At 59.2% G+C, this 25,513-nt stretch carries 28 protein-coding genes; 16 read left to right on the forward strand and 12 right to left on the reverse strand.

What is annotated here, in order from left to right; translation table 11 throughout:
- Positions 1-206: 206 nt before the first annotated feature.
- From BLU01_RS24570 to BLU01_RS24590, 5 genes are all read left to right on the forward strand, one after another.
- Entirely contained in the window at positions 207-1,697 is a 1,491-nt protein-coding gene (locus BLU01_RS24570; protein ID WP_092280350.1) for an aldehyde dehydrogenase, read from the forward strand.
- A 52-nt stretch (positions 1,698-1,749) separates the two neighbouring features.
- The gene (locus BLU01_RS24575; RefSeq protein ID WP_092280352.1) at positions 1,750-3,036 is read left to right on the forward strand and encodes an NAD(P)/FAD-dependent oxidoreductase; all 1,287 of its coding nucleotides are present in this window, start codon (positions 1,750-1,752) and stop codon (positions 3,034-3,036) included.
- 676 nt (positions 3,037-3,712) lie between these two features.
- Positions 3,713-4,261, forward strand: coding sequence for a cupin domain-containing protein (locus BLU01_RS24580; protein WP_008068184.1), 549 nt, complete (start codon positions 3,713-3,715; stop codon positions 4,259-4,261).
- 77 nt (positions 4,262-4,338) lie between these two features.
- Positions 4,339-4,785 (forward strand): NUDIX hydrolase, encoded by a 447-nt coding sequence (locus tag BLU01_RS24585; protein WP_092280354.1) that lies wholly within the window; start codon positions 4,339-4,341, stop codon positions 4,783-4,785.
- Between the two features lie 593 nt (positions 4,786-5,378).
- A complete protein-coding gene (locus tag BLU01_RS24590; RefSeq protein ID WP_092280356.1) occupies positions 5,379-5,813 on the forward strand; it encodes a hypothetical protein in 435 nt (144 codons plus the stop codon).
- An 8-nt stretch (positions 5,814-5,821) separates the two neighbouring features.
- On the opposite strand, the gene BLU01_RS24595 is transcribed toward BLU01_RS24590, so the two are convergent.
- The 3 genes from BLU01_RS24595 to BLU01_RS24605 all read right to left on the reverse strand — a co-directional run bounded on the left by BLU01_RS24595 (position 5,822) and on the right by BLU01_RS24605 (position 7,525).
- Positions 5,822-6,568 carry a DUF4225 domain-containing protein gene (locus BLU01_RS24595; protein WP_167370450.1) on the reverse strand — a complete coding sequence of 249 codons (747 nt, stop codon included), beginning with the start codon at positions 6,566-6,568 and terminating at the stop codon, positions 5,822-5,824.
- Positions 6,522-7,022 carry an Hcp family type VI secretion system effector gene (locus BLU01_RS24600; RefSeq protein WP_092280360.1) on the reverse strand — a complete coding sequence of 167 codons (501 nt, stop codon included), beginning with the start codon at positions 7,020-7,022 and terminating at the stop codon, positions 6,522-6,524. The genes BLU01_RS24595 and BLU01_RS24600 overlap by 47 nt, the downstream gene beginning before the upstream one ends.
- 209 nt (positions 7,023-7,231) lie before the next feature.
- Complete coding sequence (locus BLU01_RS24605) at positions 7,232-7,525, reverse strand: fructose-bisphosphate aldolase (RefSeq protein ID WP_092280362.1); 294 nt, start codon at positions 7,523-7,525, stop codon at positions 7,232-7,234.
- Positions 7,526-8,038: 513 nt separating this feature from the next.
- On the opposite strand from BLU01_RS24605, the gene BLU01_RS24610 reads away from it, so the two are divergent.
- Positions 8,039-8,461 (forward strand): hypothetical protein, encoded by a 423-nt coding sequence (locus BLU01_RS24610; protein WP_092280364.1) that lies wholly within the window; start codon positions 8,039-8,041, stop codon positions 8,459-8,461.
- 150 nt (positions 8,462-8,611) lie between these two features.
- Here BLU01_RS24610 and BLU01_RS24615 read toward each other — a convergent pair whose 3' ends face one another.
- Together BLU01_RS24615 and BLU01_RS24620 are read right to left on the reverse strand one after the other, a co-directional pair.
- Positions 8,612-8,812 (reverse strand): PLD nuclease N-terminal domain-containing protein, encoded by a 201-nt coding sequence (locus tag BLU01_RS24615; protein WP_092280366.1) that lies wholly within the window; start codon positions 8,810-8,812, stop codon positions 8,612-8,614.
- Positions 8,813-9,093: 281 nt separating this feature from the next.
- A complete protein-coding gene (locus tag BLU01_RS24620; protein ID WP_092280368.1) occupies positions 9,094-10,803 on the reverse strand; it encodes an amidase in 1,710 nt (569 codons plus the stop codon).
- Positions 10,804-11,112: 309 nt separating this feature from the next.
- Here BLU01_RS24620 and BLU01_RS24625 point away from each other — a divergent pair, with 309 nt between their 5' ends.
- Entirely contained in the window at positions 11,113-13,293 is a 2,181-nt protein-coding gene (locus tag BLU01_RS24625; protein ID WP_092280370.1) for a TonB-dependent siderophore receptor, read from the forward strand.
- A 48-nt stretch (positions 13,294-13,341) separates the two neighbouring features.
- On the opposite strand, the gene BLU01_RS24630 is transcribed toward BLU01_RS24625, so the two are convergent.
- From BLU01_RS24630 to BLU01_RS24640, 3 genes are all read right to left on the reverse strand, one after another.
- The gene (locus BLU01_RS24630) at positions 13,342-13,713 is read right to left on the reverse strand and encodes a hypothetical protein (RefSeq protein ID WP_092280372.1); all 372 of its coding nucleotides are present in this window, start codon (positions 13,711-13,713) and stop codon (positions 13,342-13,344) included.
- A gap of 13 nt (positions 13,714-13,726) precedes the next feature.
- Positions 13,727-13,906 carry a hypothetical protein gene (locus tag BLU01_RS24635; RefSeq protein WP_092280374.1) on the reverse strand — a complete coding sequence of 60 codons (180 nt, stop codon included), beginning with the start codon at positions 13,904-13,906 and terminating at the stop codon, positions 13,727-13,729.
- Positions 13,907-13,992: 86 nt separating this feature from the next.
- Positions 13,993-14,997 carry a LacI family DNA-binding transcriptional regulator gene (locus BLU01_RS24640; protein ID WP_092280376.1) on the reverse strand — a complete coding sequence of 335 codons (1,005 nt, stop codon included), beginning with the start codon at positions 14,995-14,997 and terminating at the stop codon, positions 13,993-13,995.
- Positions 14,998-15,193: 196 nt separating this feature from the next.
- Between BLU01_RS24640 and BLU01_RS24645 the strand changes: the two genes are divergently transcribed.
- The 3 genes from BLU01_RS24645 (at position 15,194) to BLU01_RS24655 (ending at position 18,772) form a co-directional block, all read left to right on the forward strand.
- On the forward strand, positions 15,194-16,372 hold the full coding sequence (locus BLU01_RS24645) for a Gfo/Idh/MocA family protein (protein ID WP_373562298.1): 1,179 nt from the start codon (positions 15,194-15,196) through the stop codon (positions 16,370-16,372).
- Complete coding sequence (locus BLU01_RS24650; protein WP_092280380.1) at positions 16,369-17,472, forward strand: sugar phosphate isomerase/epimerase family protein; 1,104 nt, start codon at positions 16,369-16,371, stop codon at positions 17,470-17,472. Before BLU01_RS24645 ends, BLU01_RS24650 begins: the two co-directional genes overlap by 4 nt.
- Before the next feature lie 70 nt (positions 17,473-17,542).
- On the forward strand, positions 17,543-18,772 hold the full coding sequence (locus tag BLU01_RS24655; RefSeq protein WP_092280382.1) for a nucleoside permease: 1,230 nt from the start codon (positions 17,543-17,545) through the stop codon (positions 18,770-18,772).
- A 13-nt stretch (positions 18,773-18,785) separates the two neighbouring features.
- On the opposite strand, the gene BLU01_RS24660 is transcribed toward BLU01_RS24655, so the two are convergent.
- A complete protein-coding gene (locus BLU01_RS24660; RefSeq protein WP_197675570.1) occupies positions 18,786-19,112 on the reverse strand; it encodes a hypothetical protein in 327 nt (108 codons plus the stop codon).
- Positions 19,113-19,247: 135 nt separating this feature from the next.
- Positions 19,248-20,180, reverse strand: a complete 933-nt coding sequence (locus BLU01_RS24665) for a DMT family transporter (protein ID WP_092280386.1) — start codon at positions 20,178-20,180, stop codon at positions 19,248-19,250.
- A 74-nt stretch (positions 20,181-20,254) separates the two neighbouring features.
- Between BLU01_RS24665 and BLU01_RS24670 the strand changes: the two genes are divergently transcribed.
- The 4 genes from BLU01_RS24670 (at position 20,255) to BLU01_RS24685 (ending at position 23,240) form a co-directional block, all read left to right on the forward strand.
- On the forward strand, positions 20,255-21,109 hold the full coding sequence (locus BLU01_RS24670; protein WP_092280388.1) for a LysR family transcriptional regulator: 855 nt from the start codon (positions 20,255-20,257) through the stop codon (positions 21,107-21,109).
- 84 nt (positions 21,110-21,193) lie between these two features.
- Entirely contained in the window at positions 21,194-22,222 is a 1,029-nt protein-coding gene (locus BLU01_RS24675; RefSeq protein ID WP_092280390.1) for a chemotaxis protein CheB, read from the forward strand.
- 83 nt (positions 22,223-22,305) lie between these two features.
- The gene (locus BLU01_RS24680) at positions 22,306-22,992 is read left to right on the forward strand and encodes a glycosyltransferase (RefSeq protein ID WP_092280392.1); all 687 of its coding nucleotides are present in this window, start codon (positions 22,306-22,308) and stop codon (positions 22,990-22,992) included.
- 35 nt (positions 22,993-23,027) lie between these two features.
- Positions 23,028-23,240 (forward strand): hypothetical protein, encoded by a 213-nt coding sequence (locus BLU01_RS24685; protein ID WP_371927389.1) that lies wholly within the window; start codon positions 23,028-23,030, stop codon positions 23,238-23,240.
- Between the two features lie 3 nt (positions 23,241-23,243).
- Here BLU01_RS24685 and BLU01_RS24690 read toward each other — a convergent pair whose 3' ends face one another.
- On the reverse strand, positions 23,244-23,480 hold the full coding sequence (locus BLU01_RS24690) for a hypothetical protein (RefSeq protein WP_092280394.1): 237 nt from the start codon (positions 23,478-23,480) through the stop codon (positions 23,244-23,246).
- Positions 23,481-23,860: 380 nt separating this feature from the next.
- Here BLU01_RS24690 and BLU01_RS27820 point away from each other — a divergent pair, with 380 nt between their 5' ends.
- Both BLU01_RS27820 and BLU01_RS24695 read left to right on the forward strand, forming a co-directional pair.
- Positions 23,861-24,010 (forward strand): hypothetical protein, encoded by a 150-nt coding sequence (locus tag BLU01_RS27820; protein ID WP_167370451.1) that lies wholly within the window; start codon positions 23,861-23,863, stop codon positions 24,008-24,010.
- Positions 24,011-24,085: 75 nt separating this feature from the next.
- Complete coding sequence (locus tag BLU01_RS24695; protein WP_092281737.1) at positions 24,086-24,319, forward strand: hypothetical protein; 234 nt, start codon at positions 24,086-24,088, stop codon at positions 24,317-24,319.
- A 73-nt stretch (positions 24,320-24,392) separates the two neighbouring features.
- Here BLU01_RS24695 and BLU01_RS24700 read toward each other — a convergent pair whose 3' ends face one another.
- A complete protein-coding gene (locus BLU01_RS24700; RefSeq protein ID WP_456238999.1) occupies positions 24,393-25,484 on the reverse strand; it encodes a methyl-accepting chemotaxis protein in 1,092 nt (363 codons plus the stop codon).
- Positions 25,485-25,513 lie beyond the last annotated feature (29 nt).

Consider the following 25,513-nt stretch of genomic DNA (forward strand, 5'->3'; position numbering starts at 1 on the left):
TGGGCTGTTGGGTTTGATGTTGGATGTGATGGCCTCATCGCGAGCAAGCTTTGCTCCTACAGTTTTGCGACGTGCACAAATTCTGTGCCCGACACAAACCCGTAGGAGCAAGGCTTGCCCGCGATGACGGCCGCGCTATCACCACTGCAATCACCTGACACGCCATGTCCCAACGATCACTCATCCCCCCGCGTCGAGTCACAACAATGACAAACACTCGCAGTGACTGGGAGCAACGCTTTCAGTCTTTATCCATCGAAGGTCGGGCATTTATCGACGGCCAATACCGTGATGCACTCAGCGGTGACAATTTCGAATGCATCAGCCCGGTTGACGGCCGCTTCCTGGCCAATGTCGCCAGCACCGACGAAGCCGACGCCAACGCCGCCGTCGCCGTCGCGCGGCGGACCTTCGAGTCTGGCGTGTGGGCGCGCCTCGCACCCGCCGAGCGCAAAACAATCCTCATTCGATTCGCCGATCTGATCCTCGCCAACCAGCAAGAACTGGCGCTGCTCGAGACCCTCGACATGGGCAAACCGATCAGCGACTCGATGAGCATCGACATCCCGGCGACCGCCAACGCGATCCGCTGGAGCGCCGAGGCCATCGACAAAATCTACGACGAAGTCGCCGCCACACCGCACGACCAACTCGGCCTCATCACCCGTGAACCTGCGGGCGTGGTCGCCGCCATCGTGCCGTGGAACTTCCCGTTGATCATGGCCAGTTGGAAGTTCGCCCCGGCGCTCGCGGCGGGCAACTCGTTCATCCTCAAACCGTCGGAAAAATCCCCGCTGACCGCGATCCGCATCGCGCAGTTGGCACTGGACGCGGGCATTCCGAAAGGCGTGTTCAACGTCCTGCCAGGCTACGGCCACACCGTCGGCAAGGCGCTGGCGTTGCACATGGACGTCGACGTGCTGGCCTTCACCGGCTCGACCGCGATCGCCAAGCAACTGTTGATCTATGCAGGGCAAAGCAACATGAAACGCGTCTGGCTCGAAGCAGGGGGCAAGAGTCCAAACGTGGTGTTCGCCGACGCGCCGGATTTGCGCGCGGCAGCACAAGCGGCAGCGGGCGCGATTGCCTTCAACCAGGGCGAAGTCTGCACCGCCGGTTCGCGCTTGCTGGTCGAGCGTTCGATCCGCGAGCAGTTCATTCCGCTGCTGGTCGAGGCGCTGCAAGCGTGGAAACCGGGGCACGCACTCGACCCGGAAACCAGCGTCGGCGCGGTCGTCGATCAGCGCCAATTGGACAACGTTTTGCGCTACATCCAGGTTGGCAAGGACCAGGGCGCCCAACTGATCGCGGGCGGCAGCCGCACCCTCGAAAGCACCGGTGGCCTCTACGTGGAACCGGCGATTTTCGACGGCGTGACCAACGCCATGACCATCGCCCAGGAAGAAATCTTCGGCCCGGTGCTGTCGCTGATCACCTTCGACACCTTCGATGAAGCGCTGGCGATTGCCAACGACAGCATCTTCGGTCTGGCGGCGGGCGTGTGGACCAGCAACCTGAGCAAGGCCCACACCTTCGCCCGCGGTTTGCGCGCCGGCAGCGTCTGGGTCAATCAGTACGACGGCGGCGACATGACCGCGCCGTTTGGCGGGTTCAAGCAGTCGGGTAATGGTCGGGACAAATCGCTGCACGCGTTCGACAAATACACCGAACTCAAAGCGACCTGGATCAAGCTCTGACACCTCTACAACGGCGGCCGCCGGCGATTGCCGACGGCCATCGGAGAACTTTATGAAACACACCACACATGTAAACAGCTACTACGCCGCCACCCGCAATTTCACCGGTGAATTCCCGGTGCTGGAACAAGCGGTGGACTGCGACGTCTGCGTGATCGGCGCCGGTTACACCGGTTTGTCCTCGGCGCTGTTCCTCGCCGAAGCGGGCTACAGCGTGACCGTGCTCGAAGCCGCCAAAGTCGGCTTCGGCGCCAGCGGTCGCAACGGCGGGCAACTGGTCAACTCGTACAGCCGCGACGTTGATGTGATCGAAGAACGCTACGGCGACAAGACCGCCGAAGTCCTCGGCAGCATGATCTTCGAAGGCGCCGATATCATCCGTCAGCGCATCCAGCACTACGACATCCAGTGCGACTACAAGCCCGGTGGCATTTTCGCCGCGCTGAACAAAAAGCAACTCAAAGGTTTGGCCGAGCAGAAAAGCAGTTGGGAACGCTATGGCAACAAAAACCTGCGAATGCTCGACGCGGCGGATATCCAGCGCGAAGTCGGATGCGACAACTACGTCGGCGGTTTGCTCGACATGCAGGGTGGCCATATTCATCCGCTAAACCTGGCGCTCGGTGAAGCCTCGGCGATCATCGGCCTGGGCGGCAAAATCTACGAACAGTCGGCCGCAGTGGAAATCACCTACGGCGAGCCGATCACCGTGCGCACCGCCAAAGGCCTGGTCCGCGCCAAGTATTTGCTGATCGCCGGCAACGCCTATTTGCCGCAAGACCTCGACAACCGCGTGACGCGTAAAAGCATGCCCTGCGGCTCGCAAATCGTCGTCACCGAACCGCTGTCCGAGCAAGTCGCACGCAGCCTGATCAAAAACGATTACTGCGTTGAAGACTGCAATTACCTGCTCGATTACTACCGCCTCACTGCCGACAACCGCTTGCTGTACGGCGGCGGCGTGGTCTACGGCGCGCGCGAGCCGGACGACATCGAGCAGTTGATCAAGCCGAAAATCCTCAAGACCTTCCCGCAGTTGAAGGACGTGAAAATCGACTACCGCTGGACCGGCAACTTCCTGCTGACCATGTCACGCATGCCGCAATTCGGCCGCATCGAGAAAAACGCCTACTACATGCAAGGCTATAGCGGCCACGGCGTCACCTGCTCACACCTGGCCGGCAAACTGATCTCGGAAATGATCCGTGGCGACGCCGAACGCTTCGACGCCTTCGCCTCGCTGCCACACATGCCGATGCTCGGCGGCCGCACCTTCCAGGCCCCACTCACCGCCATGGGCGCCGCGTACTACGCCCTGCGCGACCGCTTCGGCATCTGACCACCCAACCCCTGTAGGAGCGAAGCTTGCTCGCGAAGACGGCGGTACAGTCAGAACTGCTGTCACCTGACCCACCGCTTTCGCGAGCAAGCTCAGCTCCCACAGGATCTCCATGCCAGACAAAAAACTGCGCCCAGCCACGGTCAAACTGTAGGAGCGAAGCTTGCTCGCGAAGACGGCGGTACAGTCAGAACTGCTGTCACCTGACCCTCCGCTTTCGCGAGCAAGCTCAGCTCCTACAGGATTTCTGCCAAACAAAAATCTGTGCCCAGCCACGGTCAAACTGTAGGAGCGAAGCTTGCTCGCGAAGACGGCGGTACAGTCAGAACTGCTGTCACCTGACCCACCGCTTTCGCGAGCAAGCTCAGCTCCTACAGGATTTCTGCCAGACAAAAAAACTGCGCCCAGCCACGGTCAAACTGTGGGAGTGAGCCTGCTCGCGATGAGACCATATCAGTCACCATCAATCCCGCCCGAGCTACCGCAATCGCGACCTGACCCAACCCCGCCAGGCTTTTTTACCCCCCGCCCATCGAACCTGCTGAGCAACACCCCCAAACGTGATTTAATACCCGCCTTTCACGTTTCTGGGACAGGGAAGCGGCGTACCTCGCGGCCAAAAGTCGCCCGCCATCCACCCCCATAACCCCTTAAGTCGTTCACACATAAGGCTGTCATGGACACGGGCTCACGACTCAAATTAGTACGCGAAAGCTACAAACTGTCCCAGCGCGAGCTGGCCCGGCGTAGCGGCGTCACCAATGCCACCATCTCCCTGATCGAACAGAATCGCGTCAGCCCCTCCGTCAGCTCACTGAAAAAACTGCTCGAAGGCATCCCCATGTCCCTCGCGGACTTCTTCACCTTCGACCAGCCGCCGCGTGAGCACCAATACGTGTTCCGCGCCAATGAACAACCGGATCTCGGCCGTCATGGCCTGCGATTGCTGCTGATCGGCGCTTCCGTGCCGAGCCGGCAGATGCGCTTGCTGCGCGAGCAATACGCGCCCGGCGCGAGCTCGGGCGAAGAACCCATCGTCCACGCCGAAGGCGAGGAGTGCGGGCTGGTGACGCGCGGGACGGTGGAGTTGACCGTGGATGGGCAGATCAGTGTGCTGAACGCCGGCGATGGGTATTACTTCCCAACGACACTGCCGCACCGGTTTCGCAATATTGGCCAGGATGAAGCGGAAATTATCAGCGCGAATACGCCAGCTAACTTCTGATATCAAAAATGGACACTGACCTGTAGCGACTTTCATCCGTTGCTACAGGCATCCTTCAAAGTAAATGGATTTACCGCATGGCTACCCACCGCATCCGCGCACTAGCGCTCTGTGTCTTCCATCACGATGGAAAGATACTGGTCAACGAATTCACCGACCCCATCACCAAACAAACCTTCTTCCGACCCATCGGCGGAGGAATCGACTTTGGCGAAACCAGCGCCGACGCCATTGTGCGAGAGGTGCAGGAAGAACTCGATTTGCCGATCACCGATGTCCAATTGATCGGCACGCTTGAAAGCCTCTTTACGTATGCCGGTAAGCCTGGGCACGAGATTGTGCGAGTTTACGATGCGATGTTTGTGGATTCAGCTGTGTACGAACTGCCGTACTTGAATGCTCAAGAGAGTGATGGTGCTGCTTTTACAGCGGCGTGGCATTCATCCGCGAGCTTTACGAACGAATCGCCGTTGGTGCCTGAAGGTCTTTACGATTTATTGAAGAAAATTGCATTGCTGGACTGAAGCTCGTTAGGGAAAGGGAGCGCATTTATTTCGCCCCCAAAATTGACAACCTGGACCATCCCAAACACTATCGACCCATGACCTACACACGCCAGATGAACATGATGTGCACCTGCATAACCGCTTCCGGCGGGCCCTGAGGTCACGCGTTCATAAGATTTGACGCAGCTACCCAAAGCCCCGCCAGCAATGGACGGGGCTTTTTAGTTCTCCGTCCACGGATGGTTAATGGAGATTGAGATGTTCGACATCAGACGTGCCGTACACAGCTATCCTCACTTCGCATTCGACGCTAGTGGGTTGAATTGATGCGAAAGTTCTACAGGTCGATCTGAATGAATTGATCTGTAGCTTTTTTGTATTTTGAAATAAGGCTGAAGATAAATATCTGACAAGCATGCCCGCTGGATCAAATAAGGGTGTCCGATGAGTAGGTTGATTCTGTAAGACCATTCCCATATTGCAGGCATGAGTGTTTTTTCTGCTTTAAATAGTTTAATAAAGGTTAAAATCCAGCACCGAAACGATACCCTGTTTTTCCCTGCTGCGAATTTTTACAATAGTTGCAATTATAGATGGGTGGGAGGTTGATCATGATGAAAATGAAAGATATTCAATATTACATATGGGTGTGCTCCATGGTATTTGGATGTGCGGGATTTTATACGGTGATAATCGTCGGAGGCGTGAAACAATTCATTTCAGTGGATAGCAGTTTTTTTCAGATGATCCAAGTAGTCGCATTCCTGATAATGAGCGTTTGCGGATTGTTTTTCTATATCCCCAGGCTACGCAATGTATGGTTAGGCGGGACAATGGAGGAAAAATATCTTAGCCTTCCGGGATCCTGGATTGGGATCGTGCTTGGCTCAGCAACTGGAACGATGATTTTTCTTCCGCAAGTTCAAAAAATACAAGTTGTGAGTCATATGCCTGTAGTGTTAATGGCTGTTATATTGTTTTTTTTCTTTGCGCTAATTCTGATGGTGTTCAGTTTTCTTAATAAAGCTTCTCGGCGGGCTCGCTGAACCATTTTTTATTTGTTTTCAGTTAGAGCATTCGCTGTATTAATTTCGTTAATGATTGATGTAGTGGTTATCCCATCCATAATCGCCTCGAACGCCAGTGCTGGCTTTCCTAGCTGTTCATAGGCCATTTGATAATTGAGTGGGTCGCGGCCAAACAACTGCACCGAATTGGGTCTGCGGACGAAACTGGTCAACCCCTGGATCGATACATACAGGTCGACGGAGTAGTAAGCCATATTACCCGTCTGGGGATCTTCTAATTGCTCCTGGTATATTTTGCGAATAGGGCCTACGACGCTGGGTGCGCCAGGGCCATTGTAAATATTTCCAAACCCTTCATAGATATTGTTAACTCCATGTGCAATCAACGGTCCGCCGGCTATCAGACCCAAACCTCTGGTATTCCCTAGCTTGGATATTCCTGATTCCAGTTGCACAGCGCCTGCGATAACCCCGGCGCCGTTTTGAGCATAAAAAAGCGCTTTCGAAGAAAGCTCCGCGTATTCCAATCTGATTTCTTGCAAGGCCTCCTGCGCACTGATAATTCCTTCGTCTACCGCGGCGATTATTTCATTCGCATAAGAAGAAATAATCGAACTGAATTGAATCTGCATGAAGCTATCGAAAAACTGAGTCGCGCCCAGTGTGCAACCGAACGCGACCAGGTCTGACGCGGCTCTTGTTACGTCATGGATGTCGCACGTTGACTCATTCACTCTGGTTGCCCCAAGTACTGTATGCGCTTGTGCCTGCATGGATATGTGTCCAGCTGATATCGCGGTATCTAATGGAAACCAGTTCTTGAGGTTGGGCTTCATTCATATGGAGGGCGTGGGGGACTTGCAGTGTGATGTGGGCAACTCGTGCGCCGGTCAGTTTGATTGAATAGTATTTATCCTGGCCGCCGGCCGGGGAGGTTCTGTAGAGGTTGATGATGCAGTCGACTTCCTCTTGCTCGTGCAGGGCGGTTGCCAACAGTGGTGAGGCTTTATCGATGTTTTTGGTGATCATGATGGGCATGTGTTGACCCCGCCCATTTGACGTTCCGCCATCGTTGCCCGCGATCATGTTGTGCGAGTAGGCCAGCACCATTATTTCGTCTTCATGGCCGATTTGGCATTTGTTGCCAATAGAACTGATGCTGGAACAACCGGCGGAAATCAGACCTTGTCTGTTACCCGTTATGCTCATGTAACTAATGCTCGCCACGAATATATCCTTTTAGTGGGTGATCATCGTGCATCAGGAGATGCTCGGAAACAGGAGTTTATGGGGTTTATCTGTTGAGTTGATTGTTGAGATGGAAAACAGAACCGTCCTACGGTCACTCGGATAATCCGATTACAGAAGTTGCCCATGGATTAACGCGTGCACGCAAAAAACCCGCAAAGCTGCGGGTTTTTTTGACTTGAATTTAGTTACTTCGGTTTTGGTTCATCAAACCCGCGCTGCTCAATCACGCGAAATACGTCGTTAATATCCTGGAGCAAAATCCGCGCGATGTTGGTGACGGTGTTGATGTCGTGTTCGGCGTAGTCGGGGAGGCTGGTGCAGGCCATGAGGTTGAGGTATTTGAGCACGGCGTTGAGGCGTTCACTGAGGCAGTTGTACAGTTCCCGGATGGGCGCGTTGGCGTCAATGTGGAGCACAGGGTAGTCGGTTGCGAGTTGGGACATTGGGGTGAAGCGGCGGGGCGGTTTTTGATTTGTCATGGGGTATCAGTTCGATAAAGAAAATCACAACCGCCATAACCATGGCGGAATTTGGTGCTCTTCTTTGAGGGCTGCGAAACCCTATCGCCAATTGAGTCAGCGACGGATCGAATATAGGTACCCAACCACCCACTCACAACCCGGCGGCAGAAGGCCTGTAGGACCAGTGTGGCGATACCCATCTTGCACCCTCAGCCCGTGCCGCCCTTATAAACCGGCCGTTACAACCCCTCTTCGGAAATCGGCGACAGAACATCGCGGACACTTCGCAGCCCAATACGCACAAGCTCCCTCATCGCAGAGGCTGTTTTCCTACAAGATTTTCAGACGTTGATTCAAGCAATTTCACCGGTATCGAAACGTATTTCCCTGGCGCGCAAAAAACCATTATCAACTCAGCCCCGTCTCCGGAACTTCTCCTGCGGCTGATGTCAATCTGATAGCCTTCCGCGGCGCTCAGCAATGCAGTTAAAGCAGTGCCAGGCTGTTCCTGGTCAATCATGGAAGTGTGAAATGAAACTAGTCCTTGCCGTTTTATTGATGTTCAGTGGTTACGCTTTCGCCAGTTGCGGCAACATTGCTGACAACGACCAGCGCGCTTACTGCATGGCGAAAAACAATGGCCAGAGCTGCGGCAATATCCAGAATTCGGATTTGAAAGCGGCGTGTGTTGCCGAGATGAATGGCGGCTCCTGCGGCAACATCAGCGACAACGACCAGCGCGCTTACTGCATGGCGAAAAACAATGGCCAGAGCTGCGGCAATATCCGGGATTCGGATTTGAAAGCGGCATGTGTTGCCGAGATGAACGGCGGTTCCTGCGGCAATATTTCCGACAATGACCAGCGTGCGTTGTGCGCGGCGAAGCAGAACGGTCAGAGCTGCGGCAATATTCGTGACAGTGACTTGCGCAGTCAGTGTGAGGCGCAGAAGTAGGCAGGGATGGTGAGGGTGGCGGGAGGTTTTGGGGCCGCTGCGCGATCCAACGGGGGCGAGCCCCCTCGCCACAGGTTTGATATTCGCGGAAAGATTTGAGCAGGCATAAAAAAGCCCCGGGTTAACGGGGCTGTTTTTTATGTGCTTCGGCTATTGCGCACGGTGGGTGCTGTGTTTCGGCCCGGCGAGTGCCCAGGCGATCAGGCCAAACAGTGGCACAAACACGATCACGACGATCCACACGCCTTTGTTGTCGACCTTGCTGCCGCTCTTGATCACTTTGTTGATTGCCCACAATTCAATAATTACCAGTACTGCCGCGAGCGCGATCCAGACGTATTCGATTTGCATTAGCCACCTCCTGAGTGTCATGTCGTTAGGTAGGCGAAGGCGGGCAGGGTTCATTAAATTTGTGAATTGAACGCGAGTTTCGGGGGTTGGAAGGCAAATCCCCCAAGACAACCTCAACCCTGTGGCGAGCGGGCTTGCCCGCGTTGGGTCGCGCAGCGGCCCTGATACATGCAACCGCGGACCGTCAGTTGCACCGCGGGCAATGGTTTTGCGACTGCTGCGCAGTCGAACGGGGGCAAGCCCCCTCGCCACAGGGTGTTTATGTTGCTGCAGATGTGTGTTTAGCCAGCGGAAAGAGCCGGGGTCCTAGGCGGAATCTGGCGTTTAGACCCGGTCGCCTCAAACGCTGCAGCCAACCGCAACAACACCGAATCATCATAAGCACGCCCGGCAAACGTCAGCCCGACCGGCATGCCAATATCCGCCATCACACCCATCGGCACGGTCACCGTTGGCACGCCCAAATGGCGGATCGCCAAATTACCGTTGGCCACCCAAACACCGTTGCTCCAGGCAATGTCTGCCGACGCAGGATTCACATCGGCATCCGCCGGCCCGACATCGGCCACCGTCGGGAACAACACCGCGTCCAGTCCCAGCCGATCCATCCAGTCTTCCAAATCCAGCTTGCGCGTCTGCTCCAGTCCGCGCAGCCCGTCCGGCACGGTGCTGATCTGGTCCCACGGGGTGATGCCGCGCTCGGCCATGCGCACGTATTCGTCCATGCCCGCGGCCAAGTCGCCCTCGCGATTGGGCAGGGTGCCGGGGTCGTGCGGGAAGATCAGCGGGCCATCGACGTCGGCCAGACGGTTCAGTTTCGGATCACCGTTGGCACGTAGGAAATCATCAAACGCCCACGCCGTCAGGTCCCACAATTCGTGGTGCAAAAACTCCTTGGACACGATGCCGCGATTAAACACGGTCGGCGCTCCCGGACGATCGCCTTCGCAGTTGGACACCAGCGGAAAGTCGACTTCAACCACTTCAGCGCCCGCCGCTTCGAGCACCTGACGAGCCTGTTTCCACAGGGCGATGACCGATTCACGCGTGTTGATCCGCTGCCCCGTCGGGCCGCCGATGCCCGGCGCCTCGGAGGTGCCTGCGTCAGCGTCAGCGTTGATGTACATACGCGGCACACCGAGGCGTTTGCCGGCCAGCGCTTCGGGTTTCGCGGCAAGTTCGGCGTACGACGCCGGGCGCACCGAAGCCACGCTCGGGATCGGCACCCACGGCTGCATGCGCCACAAGTCGCCACGGGTTTCGGTGTCTTCGGCGACCACCACATCCAGCACTTCCAGGAGGTCGGCCATGGTCCGGGCGAACGGCACGACCACGTCCATGGTCGGCGTCAACGGCCAGTTACCGCGCACCGAAATCACCCCGCGCGAAGGCGTGTAGGCGCACAGGCCATTGTTGGAGGCCGGGCCGCGACCGCTCGACCAGGTTTCTTCCGCCAGACCGAACGCAGCGAAGCTCGCGGCAGTGGCGGTGCCGGCGCCATTCGATGAGCCGGAGGCGAACGGCGCAGTCAGGTAATCGGCGTTGTACGGGCTTTCGGCGCGGCCATAGACCCCGCGCTGCATGCCGCCATTGGCCATCGGCGGCATGTTGGTTTTGCCCAGGCAAATCGCCCCGGCGCCGCGCAGGCGTTCGACGGTAAAGGCATCGCGATAGGCGACCAGATCCGCGAAGGCCGGGCTGCCGGACGCGGCGGTCAAACCTTTGACCAAATAGCTGTCCTTGGCCGTGTAGGGAATGCCATCGAGCGGGCCCAGCGTTTGACCTTTGACGCGACGGGCGTCGGCGGCTTTTGCCTCGTAGAGGGCTTCGGGGTTGCGCACCACCACGGCGTTGAGGGCGGTGGCGGTGTCGGCGCCATCGTAGGCGTCGATTCGCGCCAGATAGGCCTGCACCAACTCAACCGCCGTGGTCTGGCCCGATTCGAGCGCAGCGCGCAGCTCGGCAATGGAAACCTCGGTGACCTCGATCATGTTGTTCTCTCAAATTGGCTATTCGTAAAGGGACGGGGTGCACCGCGTGGGATGCCAGCGTCCGGGAAATCTCAGTGCGCTATTTAACACCAAGCCGCGCAATAGAGGCAGCGCCGTGAGGGCAGAGACAGTTGTGTCACATGAAGATACAAAACTGTCGCATTTGTTAACAATTGCTGTTCACAAATGAGAATGATTCGTTAATATGCCGGGCCAAGCGTAAACCCTTTGCCCTGCATCAAGCGCCTCACGCCTGAAGGTTGGCCTGCAAAGTCGATACGTCTCCTTTCCCTTTGCAGGATCTTCGAGATGCTTCGTTCGTTCACACCCACGTTCACCGGTGCCCTGGCGCTCAGCTTTTCCGCGGTTGTCATGGCCGAGACCCCACCGACGGAACCGCCAAAACCCCAGGATGGCGCAGGCCAGTTGACCCTCGGGAATGTGAACATCAACGCCGAAGCGGGCATCGCTGGCAGCTCCACCACCGAAGGCACCGGTTCCTACACCACCGGCGCGATGACCACCGCGACCAAACTGCCGTTGTCGATTCGCCAGACCCCGCAATCGGTCAGCGTCATCACGCGCCAGCGCATGGATGACCAGGGCATGAACGACGTCAACGACGTGGTCAAATACGCTCCCGGCCTGACCCTGCGCAAGTTCGGCGGCGACCGTCAGCAGTTTCTCGCGCGCGGTTTCACCATCGATAACCTGATGTACGACGGCCTGCCGACCAGCCTCAGCACCTTCACGCTCGATACGATTACCGGCGCTGACCTGGCGATGTACGACCGCGTCGAAGTGGTGCGCGGCGCGACGGGCCTGATGACCGGCGCCGGTAGCCCCTCGGCAACCTTGAACCTGGTGCGCAAGCGTCCGACCGCGACGCCGCAAGTCAGCATCACCACCAGCGCCGGCAGTTGGGATCGCTACCGCACTGAAGTCGACGCCTCGAACAAACTCAACGAAGCCGGCACCCTTCGTGGTCGCGTCGTCGCGGCTTATGAAGACGATAAAAGCTACATCGATGTTCGCGACAAACAGCGCCAAACCTTTTACGGCGTGCTGGAAGCGGACCTGAGCGATTCGACCACGTGGACCCTCGGCGCCTCCAAGCAGCGTGACGACGCCACCTCCGACTGGGGCAGCCTGCCTTCCGGGCGCAATGGCGAAGACTTGAACCTGCCGCGCTCGACGTTCCTCAGCAACGACTGGGCGTACTGGGATCGCGACAGCGTTTCGATGTTCACCGACCTGACCACGCGCTTCGACAACGGCTGGACCTCGAAACTCGCGTTCGCGAAGATCTGGGCCGAATCCAACACCTTCTCCAGCTACTTGAACCCGGCGGCCGGCGGCGGTTTTACCCAGTCTTCGGGTCAGTACGACACCACCGACGTGCAAACCAACCTCGACGGCTCGCTGTCGGGCCCGTTCCAATTGTTTGGGCGCGAACACGAGCTGACGATTGGCGCGAGCCGTCGGCAGGAGAAGTTCGATCAGAAGGGTGGTTTCTGGAACGCGGCGACGCCGGTCGATATCTACAACTTCGATCACAGCGTGATTGAAAAGCCTGACATCGCCAATCGCCAACCCTACGAAAGCCGCAACACCGCAACCGAGCAAGGCATTTACGCGGCCGCGCGCTTCAACCCGATCGACCCGTTGCACGTGATCATCGGCAGCCGTTTGAGCTGGTACGACTACGACAACCGCTCGGGCGCCGGCGACTACAAGGTCACCCAGGAAGTCACGCCGTACGCCGGCATCATCTACGACCTGAACGACACGTACTCGGTCTACGCCAGCTACACCGAAATCTTCAAGCCACAAACCCAGCAAGACGTCAGCGGCGCCGTGCTGGACCCGATGACTGGCGAAAGCTACGAAATCGGCCTTAAAGGTGAATACTTCAACGGCGGTTTGAACGCTTCTGTTGCGCTGTTCGACATGACCCAGGAAAACCGCGCCTATGCGATTCCTGACCAACCGGCGAGCTGCCGCGCCACCAACCGCACCTGCTACGAAGCCGCCGGCGAAGTCCGCAGCCGCGGCATCGACACCGAAATCAGCGGCGCACTCACGCCTAACTGGCAAGCCTCGGCGGCGTACACCTTGGTGCTGAGCCAATACGTCAAGGACCGCACTTACGACAAAGGTGAGTTGTTCGCGCCGAACCAGCCAAAACACCTGTTCAAAGCCGCGACCACCTACCACTTGCCGGGCAACCTGGAAAAGGCTCGCATCGGCGCCAACGTACTTGGGCAGAGTTCGACCTACGGCCGCGTCGGCACTGGCCACGCCGAGCAGGACGCGTATGCCGTGGTGGGCCTGATGGCCGGCTACGAAATCGACGAGCACTGGGACGCGCGGGTCAACCTGAACAACGTCTTCGACGAGAAATACTGGCAGGGCATCCCGACCGCCAGCGGCAGCGGCACTTATGGCGATCCGCGCAACGTGATGTTCTCGTTGAAATGGACGCTTTGATCAGAGTTACGAATTAACAAACTAACGCGGCAAGTTCAGAAACCCCGGTCATTGATCGGGGTTTCTTTTTTTAAGCGGGGCGGGGGATTTCTCGTTGGAGGAAACATCGGCACTAACCGCCTCGAACCAATCCGCATAAGGCGTATTGCGCACCTGTCGCCGATTAAAGTCAGGCTCACCGTCCGCCCACCAAACCGGCCCGCGCTCGCCGAGCGCCACTTTAGCCGTCTGCACATGAGCCCGCGCAGCCTTCATCTGCGCAGGGTCGCCAGACGCTTTCGCCGCTTTGACCTCGCGCCGCGCGGCCATCAGCTCGTCGACCCAACCTTGTCGCTCAGCTTCACTCAGCGAAGGATTGCTGCAGCGCCACAACTGGCCTTTCACCACAAAATAACGCCCGTCAGGCGTGGTCGGGTGCATCAGCGCCAGTACATCAATTTGAACTCAGGCTGACCGCCCAGCCTCGGGCCATCGGCGCGCGGCGTTCGCGATAAACGCTCACTGCAACAGGTGGTTGATAACGGCGTGCGATTCGCAGCACTCCCCACAACATCGCCAAGGCTACTGCCATCCAAGCCGCGATCATGCTGAAGATTGTCATTGCAAGGCTCATAAATTCCTCCACTGCTTTGTCGTCTTCTTGCTCTCCTTATAGGTGACCCCGGGTTTTTCAGGGGATTCAAAATTTCTGCATCTGGATTAATTCACCCGTACCAGCGCCGTGCTCGCGCGCAATGTCACCTCGAACGGCAACACCACATGCCGCTGCGCAATCGGCTGCTTCTCGATCAGCGCGATGAGCATTTCCACGGCTTTCTGGCCGAAGACTTCGGCGGGTTGGGTGATGGTGGTCAGCGGCGGGTCGCAGTAAGCGGCGAACGGGATGTCGTCGAAGCCGACCAGTGAAACGTCTTCGGGCACCCGCAAGCCTTGTTGTTTGATCTGCTTCAGCGCGCCGATGGCCATTTCATCGTTTTCGCAGAACAGCGCGGTAGGGCGCTCGGGCAATCGCAACATCGCCGCCGCGCCGTCGTCGCCGGCCTGCAAACTGAAGTCGCCGTGGCAGATCAGTTCGGGGTCGCACGCGAGGCCGGCGTCGCGCAATGCATCCTGGTAACCGGCGACGCGCTCGCGGGTCAGCGGGCTGCTTTTCGGGCCTTTGATCAGGCCGATGCGCCGGTGGCCGAGGCTGATCAGGTGTTCGGTCATGGCTTTCGCGGCGGCGCGGTTGTCGAGGCTGATGGTGGGGTGGCGGCCGCCCTGAATCACTTCGCAGGCGTTGACGATCGGCGGCAGTTCGGCGTCGGGCGCGGACGCTTCGAATGGGTCGTAGGCGCGCAACTGGATCACGCCGTCGGCCTGGTGCGCGTACACCAGCGCGGCGAATTCGCGCTCGATTTCTTCACGGCCCTGGGTGTCGCACAGCAGCAGTCGATAGCCCGCCGCTTGCGCCGCTTGTTGCGCGCCGCTGATGACCCGGGCGAAAAACACGTTGGCAATCGCCGGCACCAGAATCACCAGGTTGCCGGTGCGCCGTGAACGAAATTGCACCGCCATCAAGTTCGGTCGGTAGCCGGCCTTCGCCACAGCGGCGTTGACCTTGTCCCGCGTGTCGGGCAGCACGCGCTCGGGCGATTTCAGGGTTCGCGACACCGTGGCCACCGAAACCCCGGCCAGTCGGGCTACTTCACGGATATTGGACAAGCTCACCTCGATTTCGAACAGCGCGGCCGGCGAGCTTACCGCAGGTCGGCGTTGCGCTGAAATGTGCGGGTTTTTTAGCCTCGGGGGTTTGACACTTTGGCGAACTCAGCCTAAATTTCCGCCACGATGTAACCGGTTACATCATAGCCAGTTACCAGCCGCTTTCCACCGAGCGCTTCTGAAGAGAACCAACGCGATGAACCTGCCAGTGGCAAAAATACGAATGGGTTTTGTCGGCGGCGGCGAGGGTGCTTTCATCGCCCAGGCGCACCGTCAGGCGGCCGGGCTCGACGGCCGTTTCGAGCTGGTGTGCGGCGCCTTCAGCCGCAACCCGCAAAACACCCAGGACACCGGCGCGGCGCTGGGTTTGCCGGCATCGCGCTGCTACAGCGACTGGCAACAAATGCTCGACACCGAGCGCACGCTGCCCGAAGCGCAGCGCATGCAACTGGTGGTGATCGTCACGCCCAACCACCTGCACGCACCCGTTGCCAGCCAGGCGTTGAGCGCCGGGTTTCACGTGTTCAGCGAAAAACCGGCGGCGCTGAATCTGGCCGAGGTGCTTGCGTTGAAAGACGTGGTACAGCGCAGCAGTCGCCTGTATGGGCTGGCCCACACTTACCTCGGTTACCCGATGGTCTGGCAGGCGCGTGAGATGGTGCGCAGCGGCGTGATCGGCGCGCTGCGCAAGGTGATCGTCGAGTACCCGCAAGGCTGGCTCAGCGCGGATGTGGCCGGGCAGGGCAACAAGCAAGCCGAATGGCGCGACAACCCTGAGTTGTCGGGATTGGGCGGCTGCATTGGCGACATTGGCACGCACGCGTTTTCCCTCGCCGAATTTGTCGCTGATCAACCGATCCGGCAGTTATGCGCGATGTTGGGCGTGCACATCGCCGGGCGGCAACTGGATGACGACGCCTCGATGCTGTTCAAAATGGCCGACGGCGCCAGTGGCGTGTTGATCGCCAGCCAAGTCTGCGCTGGCGAAGAAAACCCGCTGAAGATTCGTCTCTACGGCGACAAGGGTGGCCTCGAATGGCGTCAGGAAGAGCCCGCCAGCCTGATCCACCGCGCCCTCGATCAACCCATGCGCGTGTTGCGTTCCGGCGTCGGCCAGCCGTGGTTATGCGCCGCCGCCAGCCAGCGCATGCGTTTGCCGGCCGGCCACCCGGAAGGCTATCTCGAAGCCATGGCCAACCTTTACGGCGACCTCGCCAATGCGATCCGTGGCCACGCCCAAGGGCAAACCAGCGGCCACGATGCGCCCGGCGTGCCGGGCATCGAAGTCGGCCTGCGCGGCATGGCGTTTATCGAAACGGTGATCGCCAACCACCGCGGTGACGCCAAGTGGACCGATCTGGTCTGTACCCCATGACTCTGGAGAATCCTGCCGTGAACGACATCGTCCAACCCCCGACCGGCCTGCGCGGCCCGGGGATTTTCCTCGCGCAATTCATGTCCGCCGAAGCGCCGTTCGACAGCTTGGCGAACATCGCCCAGTGGGCCGCGTCGCAAGGCTACAAAGCGATTCAACTGCCAACCTTGGGCACGCAATTCATCGACCTGGCGCGCGCGGCAGACAGTCAGGATTACTGCGATGAGCTGAAGGCGATTTGCGCGCAGGCAGGCGTCGAAATCAGTGAGCTGTCGACCCACCTGCAAGGCCAGTTGGTCGCTGTGCACCCGGCGTTCGACACGCTGTTCGACGACTTCGCCCCAGCGCATCTGCGCGGTCAACCGCAGGCGCGCACCGAGTGGGCGGTCGAGCAATTGAAGCTCGCCGCGCGCGCCAGTCAACGCTTGGGATTGACCGCGCACGCGACGTTTTCCGGGGCGCTGCTGTGGCCGTACATTTACCCATGGCCGCAACGGCCTAGCGGCTTGGTCGAGCAGGGTTTTGCCGAACTGGCCAAGCGCTGGTTGCCGATCCTCGACTGTTTTGCAGAGGCCGGCGTGGATCTTTGCTACGAAATTCATCCCGGCGAAGACCTGCACGACGGCGCCTCGTTCGAGCGTTTTCTCGACGCGGTCAATCACCATCCGCGCGCAGCGATCCTTTACGACCCGAGCCATTTGCTGCTGCAGCAAATGGACTATCTGGGCTTCATCGACCGTTACCACGAGCGGATTCGCATGTTCCACGTCAAGGACGCCGAGTTCCGCCCCGATGCGCGCTCCGGGGTCTACGGCGGTTATCAGGGCTGGGTCGAGCGGCCAGGGCGCTTCCGTTCGCTGGGCGATGGCCAGATCGATTTCAAATCGATTTTCAGCAAACTCACCCAATACGATTTCAGCGGCTGGGCGGTGCTGGAGTGGGAATGTTGCCTCAAGGATTCGGCACAGGGCGCGGCTGAAGGTGCCGCGTTTATTCAGCGGCACATGATCAGCAAAACGCAAAAGGCCTTTGACGATTTCGCCGGTGTCTCGGCCGATGAAGCGTCCAACCGCCGTTTGCTGGGGTTGCCTGACGCCTGAAATTGCCAGGCTACAAAGCTCTGATCTGGCTCTGATTTGAAAAGAAAATAACAATAAAAAGGTGATTTGAATGACGACGATGACCGCGCGACTCAGCGCAATGATGTTCCTGCAGTTTTTCATCTGGGGTGGCTGGTTTGTCACCCTCGGCACGTTCCTCGCCAGCAATCTTGGCGCCAGTGGCGGGCAGATCGGCATGGCGTTTTCGACGCAGTCGTGGGGCGCGATCATCGCGCCGTTTGTGATTGGCTTGATCGCCGACCGTTTCTTCAACGCCGAGCGCATTCTCGCGGTGCTGCACCTGATCGGCGCCGTGTTGCTGTATCAACTTTATCGCGCGCCGGATTTCGCCACGTTTTACCCGTACGTGCTGGCCTACATGATGATCTATATGCCGACGTTGGCATTGGTCAACTCGGTGGCGTTCCGGCAGATGAGCGACCCGGCACTGGAGTTTTCGCGCATCCGCGTGTGGGGCACGATTGGCTGGATTGTCGCCGGCGTGGTCATCAGTTTTGTGTTCGCCTGGGACTCGCAAGCGGCGATTTCCAGCGGTGGGTTGCGCAACACTTTTTTGATGGCGGCAATTGCCTCGCTGCTGCTCGGCCTCTATAGCTTCACGCTGCCGCGCACCGCGCCGTTGAAGGCTGAAGCGGGCGGCGGTCTCAAGCAAATGCTCGGTCTGGATGCCTTGGGTTTGTTGAAGGATCGCAGCTATCTGGTGTTCTTCATTGCCTCGATTCTGATCTGCATTCCGCTGGCGTTTTATTACCAGAATGCCAACCCGTTCCTCGCCGAAATCGGCGTGACCAACCCCACGGCAAAAATGGCCATCGGGCAGGTCTCCGAAGTGCTGTTCATGCTGTTGCTGCCGTTGTTCATCCACCGTTTCGGGATCAAGATCGCGCTGTTGGTGGGCATGCTCGCGTGGGCGTTGCGCTATTTGCTGTTCGCGTACGGCAACAACGGCGACCTGGCGTTCATGCTGTTCACCGGCATCGCGCTGCACGGCATCTGCTACGACTTCTTCTTCGTTTCCGGGCAGATCTACACCGACGCGAAAGCGCCGGAACGCTTCAGAAGTTCGGCGCAAGGCTTGATCACTCTGGCGACTTACGGCTTGGGCATGTTGATCGGTTTCTGGGTCGCCGGGCAGGTCACCGACCATTACGCTGCGGCCAGCAGTCACGACTGGAAAAGCATCTGGCTGTTCCCGGCAGGTTTTGCGCTGGTGATTTTTCTGTGTTTTTCGCTGGCCTTCAAAGGTCGGCAACCAGCGGCGGTGCAACCGACGGTTTGACGGCGTTCACCTGCTAACGACCGACCAATGGATAGTGCTTGATACGGCACGGATAGCTGTTGCCGTCACCCTTGCAGATACCGTCCAGATAGCGGTAGTCGATCTGCACGGATTGGCCTTTTTTCGGCCATTGGCGGCGGGGCAGGGTCGATTGATAGTCTTTGGTTTCCGGGGTGAACGTCAGGCTCGCATTTTCTTCAGGGCAGTCCGCCGTCGCTTGCCGGGAACTGACTTTCACCACCCGCGCTTGCAGTTGTGGGTACGGCTGTTTGACCACTTCGGTGATCAGCACATTCAGGCTGCAAATCTGCCACGTCGAGGCGTGTGCGGGTGCGCTCATTGCGGCTAACGCCGAAAGGGCAAATACGTAGCGCGCGGTGTGTTTGATCATGATTGCCCTGGCCCGTAAGGCTGACGTTGAACAGCAAGTCGAACAGAAAGTCAGCGCAGCATAGTGGATTTGTTTGGTGTCCTCTCAGGGTTTTTGCCGATTCTCCGAGCGCACCACCAGCCAGATCCCGACCGCAGAAACCGCCATGCCCAGCGCCATTTGCCACGACAGCGGTTCATCGAACATCGCCCAGGCCCAGAGCATGGTGACCGGCGGGCTCAGGTACAAAATACTCGCGACGCGGGTGGCGCTGGCGCGGCGCAGGCAGATCCAGTACAGGCCGTAGCCGCCAATGGTCGACAGCCCGACGGTCCACAAAACGCTCAAGGCAAAGCCGCTGCTTGGGATCGGCGCGAGGCTGCCGTGCCAACCCTCGATGACGCCGAACGCAACGCTCGACACACAACATTGCAGCCACAGGTTGGGCAGCAGATCCATCGACTGCGTGGCGGGCAGATGCTTCTGCCACAGCGTCGCCACCGCCAGCGACAACATGCCCAGCAGCGGCAAGCCATACGCCCACAACGGCGCATCGCCCCACGCCAGCGCGCCGTGCGTAACCAGCACCACGCCGAGCAAACCGACGAGCAATCCCGCCCAGACTTGCCATACCAGACGTTGGCGCAACACCAGCGCAGCGAGCAGCGCCATGCCCATCGGCAGCAAATCAGCGAACAACGCGGCGAGGCCGGCCGGCACGCCCAGCGCAATCCCTTGAATCACGCCAAACAGGTAACCGCTCATTGCCAGCAAGCCGATACCGGCGTTTTTCAGCAATGTCACCGGTGAGGTTCGCCGTAGCTGTCGGGCGACGAAGGGCAACAGGATCAGCGTCACCACCACGCAGCGCCAGAACACCACCAACAGCGCCGGCGCGTAATCAATCGAGAAGCGCGCGCCGACAAAACCCGAGCTCCACGTCAAGATCAACGCCGCTTCGAGCAAGGGCAGGGGGATCGCCTGACGCCAGTCAGTCGCGGGTTTTGTTTTGCAGACAATCGGTAGGGGCTGGTTCATTGCCACAGGCTACGAAAGCTGGCTAATCTAATAAATCAAAATATAGTGCAGAAGTTCTTCACAAAGAGTGAACCATGACCGCCATTCTCGATATCGACTTGCTACGCACCTTTCACGCCGTGGCGCGCATCGGCAAGTTCAGCGCGGCGGCCGAACAGTTGCACAAAAGTCCGGCGGCAGTGAGCGTGCACATTCAGCGCCTGGAGGCAGTGGCGGGGGGGCGCTTGCTCAATCGTGACAATCAGTCGGTGTCGCTGACCGCGCTGGGCAAGCGTCTGCTGCAATCCACCACGGCGTTGCTCGGCACCCACGACCGCGTGCTCGCCGACCTGCACGGCAGCCATCTGGCCGGGCGCATCACCTTGGGCGTGCCCGATGAATATGCCGGCCACGTGATCCGCGACATCCTCCCGACCTTCATCGCCGCGTGGCCCAACGTGGTGCTGGAACTGAAAACCGCGCCGAGTTACGCGCTGCGTGATCTGGTGCAGCGCGACAAATTGCACTGCGCGGTCATTGCGCAACCCAAGGGCCAGCTCGACGAACACACGCAATTATTGGTCGCGACCACGCCCGTCTGGGTCGGTCCGATCAACAACAATCTGGCCGTGCTGGAGCCGTTGCCGCTGGCCGTGCACGCCGCGCAATGCCCGTATCGGCAAGCGATGATCGAATCGCTCAAGCACGACGGGCGACGGGCGCGGGTGGTGCTGGAAAGTCCGTCGAATCAGGCGGTTAAGGCCTGCGTCGAGGCCGGACTGGCGATCAGCTTGATTGACCGCGCGATGGTCACGGCGCACATGCAGATCCTCGACGGCTTGCCGCTGATCGCCGATCACGACGTGGTGTTCATGTGCTCGGCGGCGTCGCGCGACGACGAAGCGGTCAACCTGCTGGCCGAGGCAATGCAGCAATTCTTCCGCCTCTGATCAGGCATTTTTCCAGCAGCGCGCGTTGAGTGACTAGAGTTAACCAATGTTCAAAGCGGTTGAAACAAACAGATTGGAGACGGCATGACTAATGAACTCGATGCAGGCGCGCGCAATATCGTCGTCATCGGCACCTCGGCCGGTGGCGTGCAGGCGTTGATCGCGCTGTTCGCAAACCTGCCCGCCGACCTGCCCGTGGCCTATCTGGTGGTGCTGCACATCCCGGCGCACGAGCCGAGCGTGCTGCACAGCATTCTTGGCCGGGTCACGGCGATGCGCGTGGTCGCGGCGCAGGATGGCCAGCGGATCGAAGCGCGCACCGTGTACGTGGCCATCGCCGACCGGCATTTGATGTTGACCGAGGCCGGGATTCGCCTGACCCGTGGGCCGAAAGAGTGCCGCGCGCGGCCGGCGGTGGACGTGCTGTTTCGTTCGGCGGCGGTGAATTACGGAGCGCGGGTGATCGGCGTGATCCTCTCCGGCGCGCTCGACGACGGCACCGCCGGCCTGTGGGCAGTCAAGGACCGCGGCGGCCTGACGTATGTGCAGGAACCGGCCGAAGCGATGCTCGGCTCAATGCCCGAAAGCGCCATCGCCCACGTCGACATCGACCTCGTCGGCACCATCGCAGTGCTCGCCAATGCCCTCGCCAGCGCCGTCGGCCAACCAATTGCCGGCCAGCCAAGCCATGCCGTGCGCGATCGGCATCTGATCGAGAACATCATTTCCCTCAAGGGCAACGGCCTGGAGGCGGGGGTGATGGGCCTGGGCAAGGTTTCGCAGTTCACCTGCCCGGATTGTCACGGCGTGCTGGTGCAGATCGAAGAAGGCCCGATCGTGCGGTTTCGTTGCCACACCGGCCATGCGTTCTCGATGAAATCACTGATTTGCGAGGTCAACGCGGCCATCGATACCGGGCTGTGGGACACCTTGCGCGCGGTCGAAGAACGCATCCTGTTGCTCCGGCAAATGGCCGGGTTGGCACGCACTTCGGGTGCCGGCGGCGATGCCGATGAATGCTTGCGCCAGGCCGATCTGGCCGAGCAACGCCTGAAACCGCTGCGCGAGCTGGTGCTTGATGCAAAATTCTTCGGTCACGACGCCGAACAATAGCGGCGCAAATTGTTTAAACCTTCTTCTAACGGCGAGTGTCGATAACTGGAGACCGTCCACTTCGCCTGAACGAGGAGCCGTTTATGATCGGTGTTGTGATTCCCGCGCATAACGAAGAAAAACACATCACCGATTGCCTGCACTCCGTCCTGCGTGCCGCCGAGCATGCTGACCTGTGTGGCCAGCGAGTGGCGGTGGTAGTGGTTTTGGATACGTGTTCGGACGCCACCGCGCAGCGGGTCGCGGCGCATAGTGTCGGGCAACTGGAAGTGACCTTTCAGAACGTTGGCCGCGCCCGCGCGGCGGGCGCGCAGCAGTTGCTCAGCGCCGGCGCGCAATGGCTGGCATTCACCGATGCCGACACCGTGGTGCCGCCTGATTGGCTGGCCCGGCAGCTCGGTTTCAAGGCTGACGCGGTGTGCGGCACGGTCGAAGTTGATAGCTGGAATGACCACGGCGAATCGGTGCGTTCACGTTATCTGGAGCTCTACCAATTCGTCGAAAATCATCGGCACATCCACGGCGCCAACCTTGGTTTGAGCGCCGAAGCCTATCGAAACGCCGGAGGGTTTCAGCACCTGGAGGCACACGAAGACGTTCACCTGGTGGCCGATCTGGAGCGCACCGGCGCGCGAATTGTCTGGACCGCAACCAACCCGGTCGTCACCAGCGCACGTCGCGACTTCAAATGCCGCGGCGGTTTTGGCGAGTATCTGGCCTCGCTCGGCGCGTCGCTTAATCCTTCGATGAATGCAGGCGCAGCGCCGTGAGCATAGAACTGATCGACGCGTTGCAATGGCCAGCGATGGTGGTGACGGTGGTGTCGGCGTGGTTTGTCGGTTCGCAGCGCCCGCGGCGGCGGATGTTCGCGTTTTGGGGCTTTATCGCGAGCAATGCGTTGTGGGTTATCTGGGGGCTACATGCAGATGCTTACGCGCTGATTTTGCTCGAATGCGTGTTGCTGGGGATGAACGCGCGCGGTTTTCGCAAGAACTTGCTCGGCCATCGCGCGTCCTGATTTTCACTGTCCACGAAAGTTTTTCTTGCAGCCACGCAGGTTCATCAAGCACAAGCAAATCTGCAAAACGATCAGCGCATAGGCTTCGGCATAAAAGCCCCAAATGCTCCACAGAATATTGCTCAGGATGAAACAGAAGAACCCGGTCATTCGGCGCTTCGGGCGTTGCGAGCCGATCAACCACGCAGCCAGTACCGTCACCAGCATCGCCGGCCACTGCACCCAATCTAGATAGGCCAAGCTTGTTTGCTCCTTTAGCTGCTGTTGAACCGAGTGTTGTTCAACCCAGTACTGCTTAAAAAAGCAGACGCCGTGGCACGCGGAAAATTCAGATTGTCGGCGGTTGTGGCTCAGTGGCAAACCGCCGGTCCGCCGTTTGCCGCGAATTTTTGAACGTCCAGCCGTTGGTTTCGACAGACAAGTAACACCCCGAGGCCAGGCGCGAATCCCGATCTTCGGCAAAACCTTCTACACCGTGGTGCTGACCGTTGGGAGGCGTAATGCGCGTTCGTAAGCCATCCTATGAAATGTCCGCCGGATTTCGTGCGGAGCACAACGGCTGTCCCATCCGGGAGCCGCGTTAAGCCCCATTCGGGGGCTGCGTTAACAGGAGTCATTTGATGAAAAAGTTATACGTAAGCCTGGGTTTTTGCAGTTTGTTCATGCTGCACGGTTGCTTCGACAACTCGAACAACGAAACCAAGGACAACACCGACGGCACCAAATCCTCCGTTCAGATGCAGGAGGGCAAGGCTGACGAGAGCAAATAACTGATCGCTCGCCGGTGAAGATCACATCGAAGCGGCCCACGACGGATCGTGTACAACAAGAACAAGGTGATCGCGATGAATTGTCTGATTTGTGTCGGTGCCGCCCAGCGCATCCTGTGCGACGGCCCCTGGGAAGAAAGAGATTGCCCGGATTGCGGGCGTTATCGAGTGTCCGATGACTTGATTCTGGCCCTGATGGATCAGGGCCAGATTTTCGACATCGCCAAGACTCGAGGCTGGCTGGACACTCGGCGCGTAGACGGCTTGGTGCCTTCGATTGAAGTGCATCAGGCGTTGCTGGTGTCTTGATCGACCACCGCACTTGACCCGTTTACGCGCAAAACCTGTTGTTGCCGCGCGGTCCGGATCGAGGCGGCAAGATTTATCGGTTAAAGCGCTCAACCAACGAATATTGCGTCTTGGCGGTGTCGGTCAATTCCTTGCTCAGCTCGGCCGAATGCCGCGCCTGTTCGGACGTCTGATCGGCCAGAGTGGCGATGGTGGTGATGTTGCGGCTGATTTCCTCGGCCACCGCAGTTTGCTCTTCGGTCGCGGCGGCGATCTGCGTGGTCATGTCGGTAATATTGGCCACGGCTTCACTGATGCCGACTAACGCCTTGTCCGCTTCAAGCACCCACGCCACGCCTTCTTCAGCCTGACGATGACCGCTTTCCATGGTTTTCACCGCGTTGTTCGACGACACCTGCAACTTGGAAATCAAGCTGTGGATCTGCGCGGTCGACTCGGTGGTGCGTTGCGCCAATTGGCGCACCTCATCGGCAACCACGGCGAAACCCCGGCCCATGTCGCCCGCGCGTGCGGCTTCGATGGCGGCGTTCAGCGCCAGCAGGTTGGTCTGGTCGGCGATGCCTTTGATCACGTCAACCACGGTGCCGATTTCGTTGCTGTCCCTGGCCAATTGCGCGACCGTCGCCCCGGTTTCCCCGACCACCACCGACAGACGCTGAATCGCCTCGCGGGTGTCGCGCGCGACTTCGCGCCCACGCCCGGTCAGCACGTTGGCTTCCTGAGTGGCGTCGGCGGTGCGTTGCACGTGGCTGGCGACTTCCTGGGTGGTCGCGGCCATTTGATTGACCGCCGTCGACACTTGCTCGGTTTCGACGCGTTGGCGTTCCAGCCCGCGTGAACTGTCGGCGGCGAGACCGTCAGAACGGCCGGCCAGTTGATTCAATTGTTCAGCGGTGTCTTGCAGGCGCGTGAGGCAAGTCTTGAGCCGCGAAGCCTGGCTGACAAACGCGGTTTCCAGACGTGCCTGCGGGCCGCGTTCGTCGCTGTACATTTTCGCCAGCAAGGCATCGGACGTGGATGCTTCGGCCATGTCCAGCAAACGCAGCGCGCCTTGATTCTGCTGCCGCGAAACGAACAAACCAATCGGCACCGACACCGCAACTGCCAGCGCGATGGCTGGAGCAATGCCCAGATAAGCGCCGCACAACGTGCCCACCAGGCCCATGGCCAGGACTGGCAGGGCAGCGAGCAGGG

Source organism: Pseudomonas prosekii, from assembly GCF_900105155.1.
GTDB classification, from domain to species: Bacteria; Pseudomonadota; Gammaproteobacteria; order Pseudomonadales; family Pseudomonadaceae; genus Aquipseudomonas; species Aquipseudomonas prosekii.

Bases quoted from the DNA above. Each gene is read 5' to 3' on its own strand.
- BLU01_RS24570 (WP_092280350.1), top strand. From the start codon at position 207: ATGACAAACACTCGCAGTGACTGGGAGCAACGCTTTCAGTCTTTATCC.
- BLU01_RS24575 (WP_092280352.1), top strand. From the start codon at position 1,750: ATGAAACACACCACACATGTAAACAGCTACTACGCCGCCACCCGCAAT.
- BLU01_RS24580 (WP_008068184.1), top strand. From the start codon at position 3,713: ATGGACACGGGCTCACGACTCAAATTAGTACGCGAAAGCTACAAACTG.
- BLU01_RS24585 (WP_092280354.1), top strand. From the start codon at position 4,339: ATGGCTACCCACCGCATCCGCGCACTAGCGCTCTGTGTCTTCCATCAC.
- BLU01_RS24590 (WP_092280356.1), top strand. From the start codon at position 5,379: ATGATGAAAATGAAAGATATTCAATATTACATATGGGTGTGCTCCATG.
- BLU01_RS24595 (WP_167370450.1), bottom strand. From the start codon at position 6,568: ATGCAGGCACAAGCGCATACAGTACTTGGGGCAACCAGAGTGAATGAG.
- BLU01_RS24605 (WP_092280362.1), bottom strand. From the start codon at position 7,525: ATGACAAATCAAAAACCGCCCCGCCGCTTCACCCCAATGTCCCAACTC.
- BLU01_RS24610 (WP_092280364.1), top strand. From the start codon at position 8,039: ATGAAACTAGTCCTTGCCGTTTTATTGATGTTCAGTGGTTACGCTTTC.
- BLU01_RS24615 (WP_092280366.1), bottom strand. From the start codon at position 8,812: ATGCAAATCGAATACGTCTGGATCGCGCTCGCGGCAGTACTGGTAATT.
- BLU01_RS24620 (WP_092280368.1), bottom strand. From the start codon at position 10,803: ATGATCGAGGTCACCGAGGTTTCCATTGCCGAGCTGCGCGCTGCGCTC.
- BLU01_RS24625 (WP_092280370.1), top strand. From the start codon at position 11,113: ATGCTTCGTTCGTTCACACCCACGTTCACCGGTGCCCTGGCGCTCAGC.
- BLU01_RS24630 (WP_092280372.1), bottom strand. From the start codon at position 13,713: ATGCACCCGACCACGCCTGACGGGCGTTATTTTGTGGTGAAAGGCCAG.
- BLU01_RS24635 (WP_092280374.1), bottom strand. From the start codon at position 13,906: ATGAGCCTTGCAATGACAATCTTCAGCATGATCGCGGCTTGGATGGCA.
- BLU01_RS24645 (WP_373562298.1), top strand. From the start codon at position 15,194: ATGAACCTGCCAGTGGCAAAAATACGAATGGGTTTTGTCGGCGGCGGC.
- BLU01_RS24650 (WP_092280380.1), top strand. From the start codon at position 16,369: ATGACTCTGGAGAATCCTGCCGTGAACGACATCGTCCAACCCCCGACC.
- BLU01_RS24655 (WP_092280382.1), top strand. From the start codon at position 17,543: ATGACGACGATGACCGCGCGACTCAGCGCAATGATGTTCCTGCAGTTT.
- BLU01_RS24660 (WP_197675570.1), bottom strand. From the start codon at position 19,112: ATGAGCGCACCCGCACACGCCTCGACGTGGCAGATTTGCAGCCTGAAT.
- BLU01_RS24665 (WP_092280386.1), bottom strand. From the start codon at position 20,180: ATGAACCAGCCCCTACCGATTGTCTGCAAAACAAAACCCGCGACTGAC.
- BLU01_RS24670 (WP_092280388.1), top strand. From the start codon at position 20,255: ATGACCGCCATTCTCGATATCGACTTGCTACGCACCTTTCACGCCGTG.
- BLU01_RS24675 (WP_092280390.1), top strand. From the start codon at position 21,194: ATGACTAATGAACTCGATGCAGGCGCGCGCAATATCGTCGTCATCGGC.
- BLU01_RS24680 (WP_092280392.1), top strand. From the start codon at position 22,306: ATGATCGGTGTTGTGATTCCCGCGCATAACGAAGAAAAACACATCACC.
- BLU01_RS24685 (WP_371927389.1), top strand. From the start codon at position 23,028: ATGGTGGTGACGGTGGTGTCGGCGTGGTTTGTCGGTTCGCAGCGCCCG.
- BLU01_RS27820 (WP_167370451.1), top strand. From the start codon at position 23,861: ATGAAAAAGTTATACGTAAGCCTGGGTTTTTGCAGTTTGTTCATGCTG.
- BLU01_RS24695 (WP_092281737.1), top strand. From the start codon at position 24,086: ATGAATTGTCTGATTTGTGTCGGTGCCGCCCAGCGCATCCTGTGCGAC.
- BLU01_RS24700 (WP_456238999.1), bottom strand. From the start codon at position 25,484: ATGGGCCTGGTGGGCACGTTGTGCGGCGCTTATCTGGGCATTGCTCCA.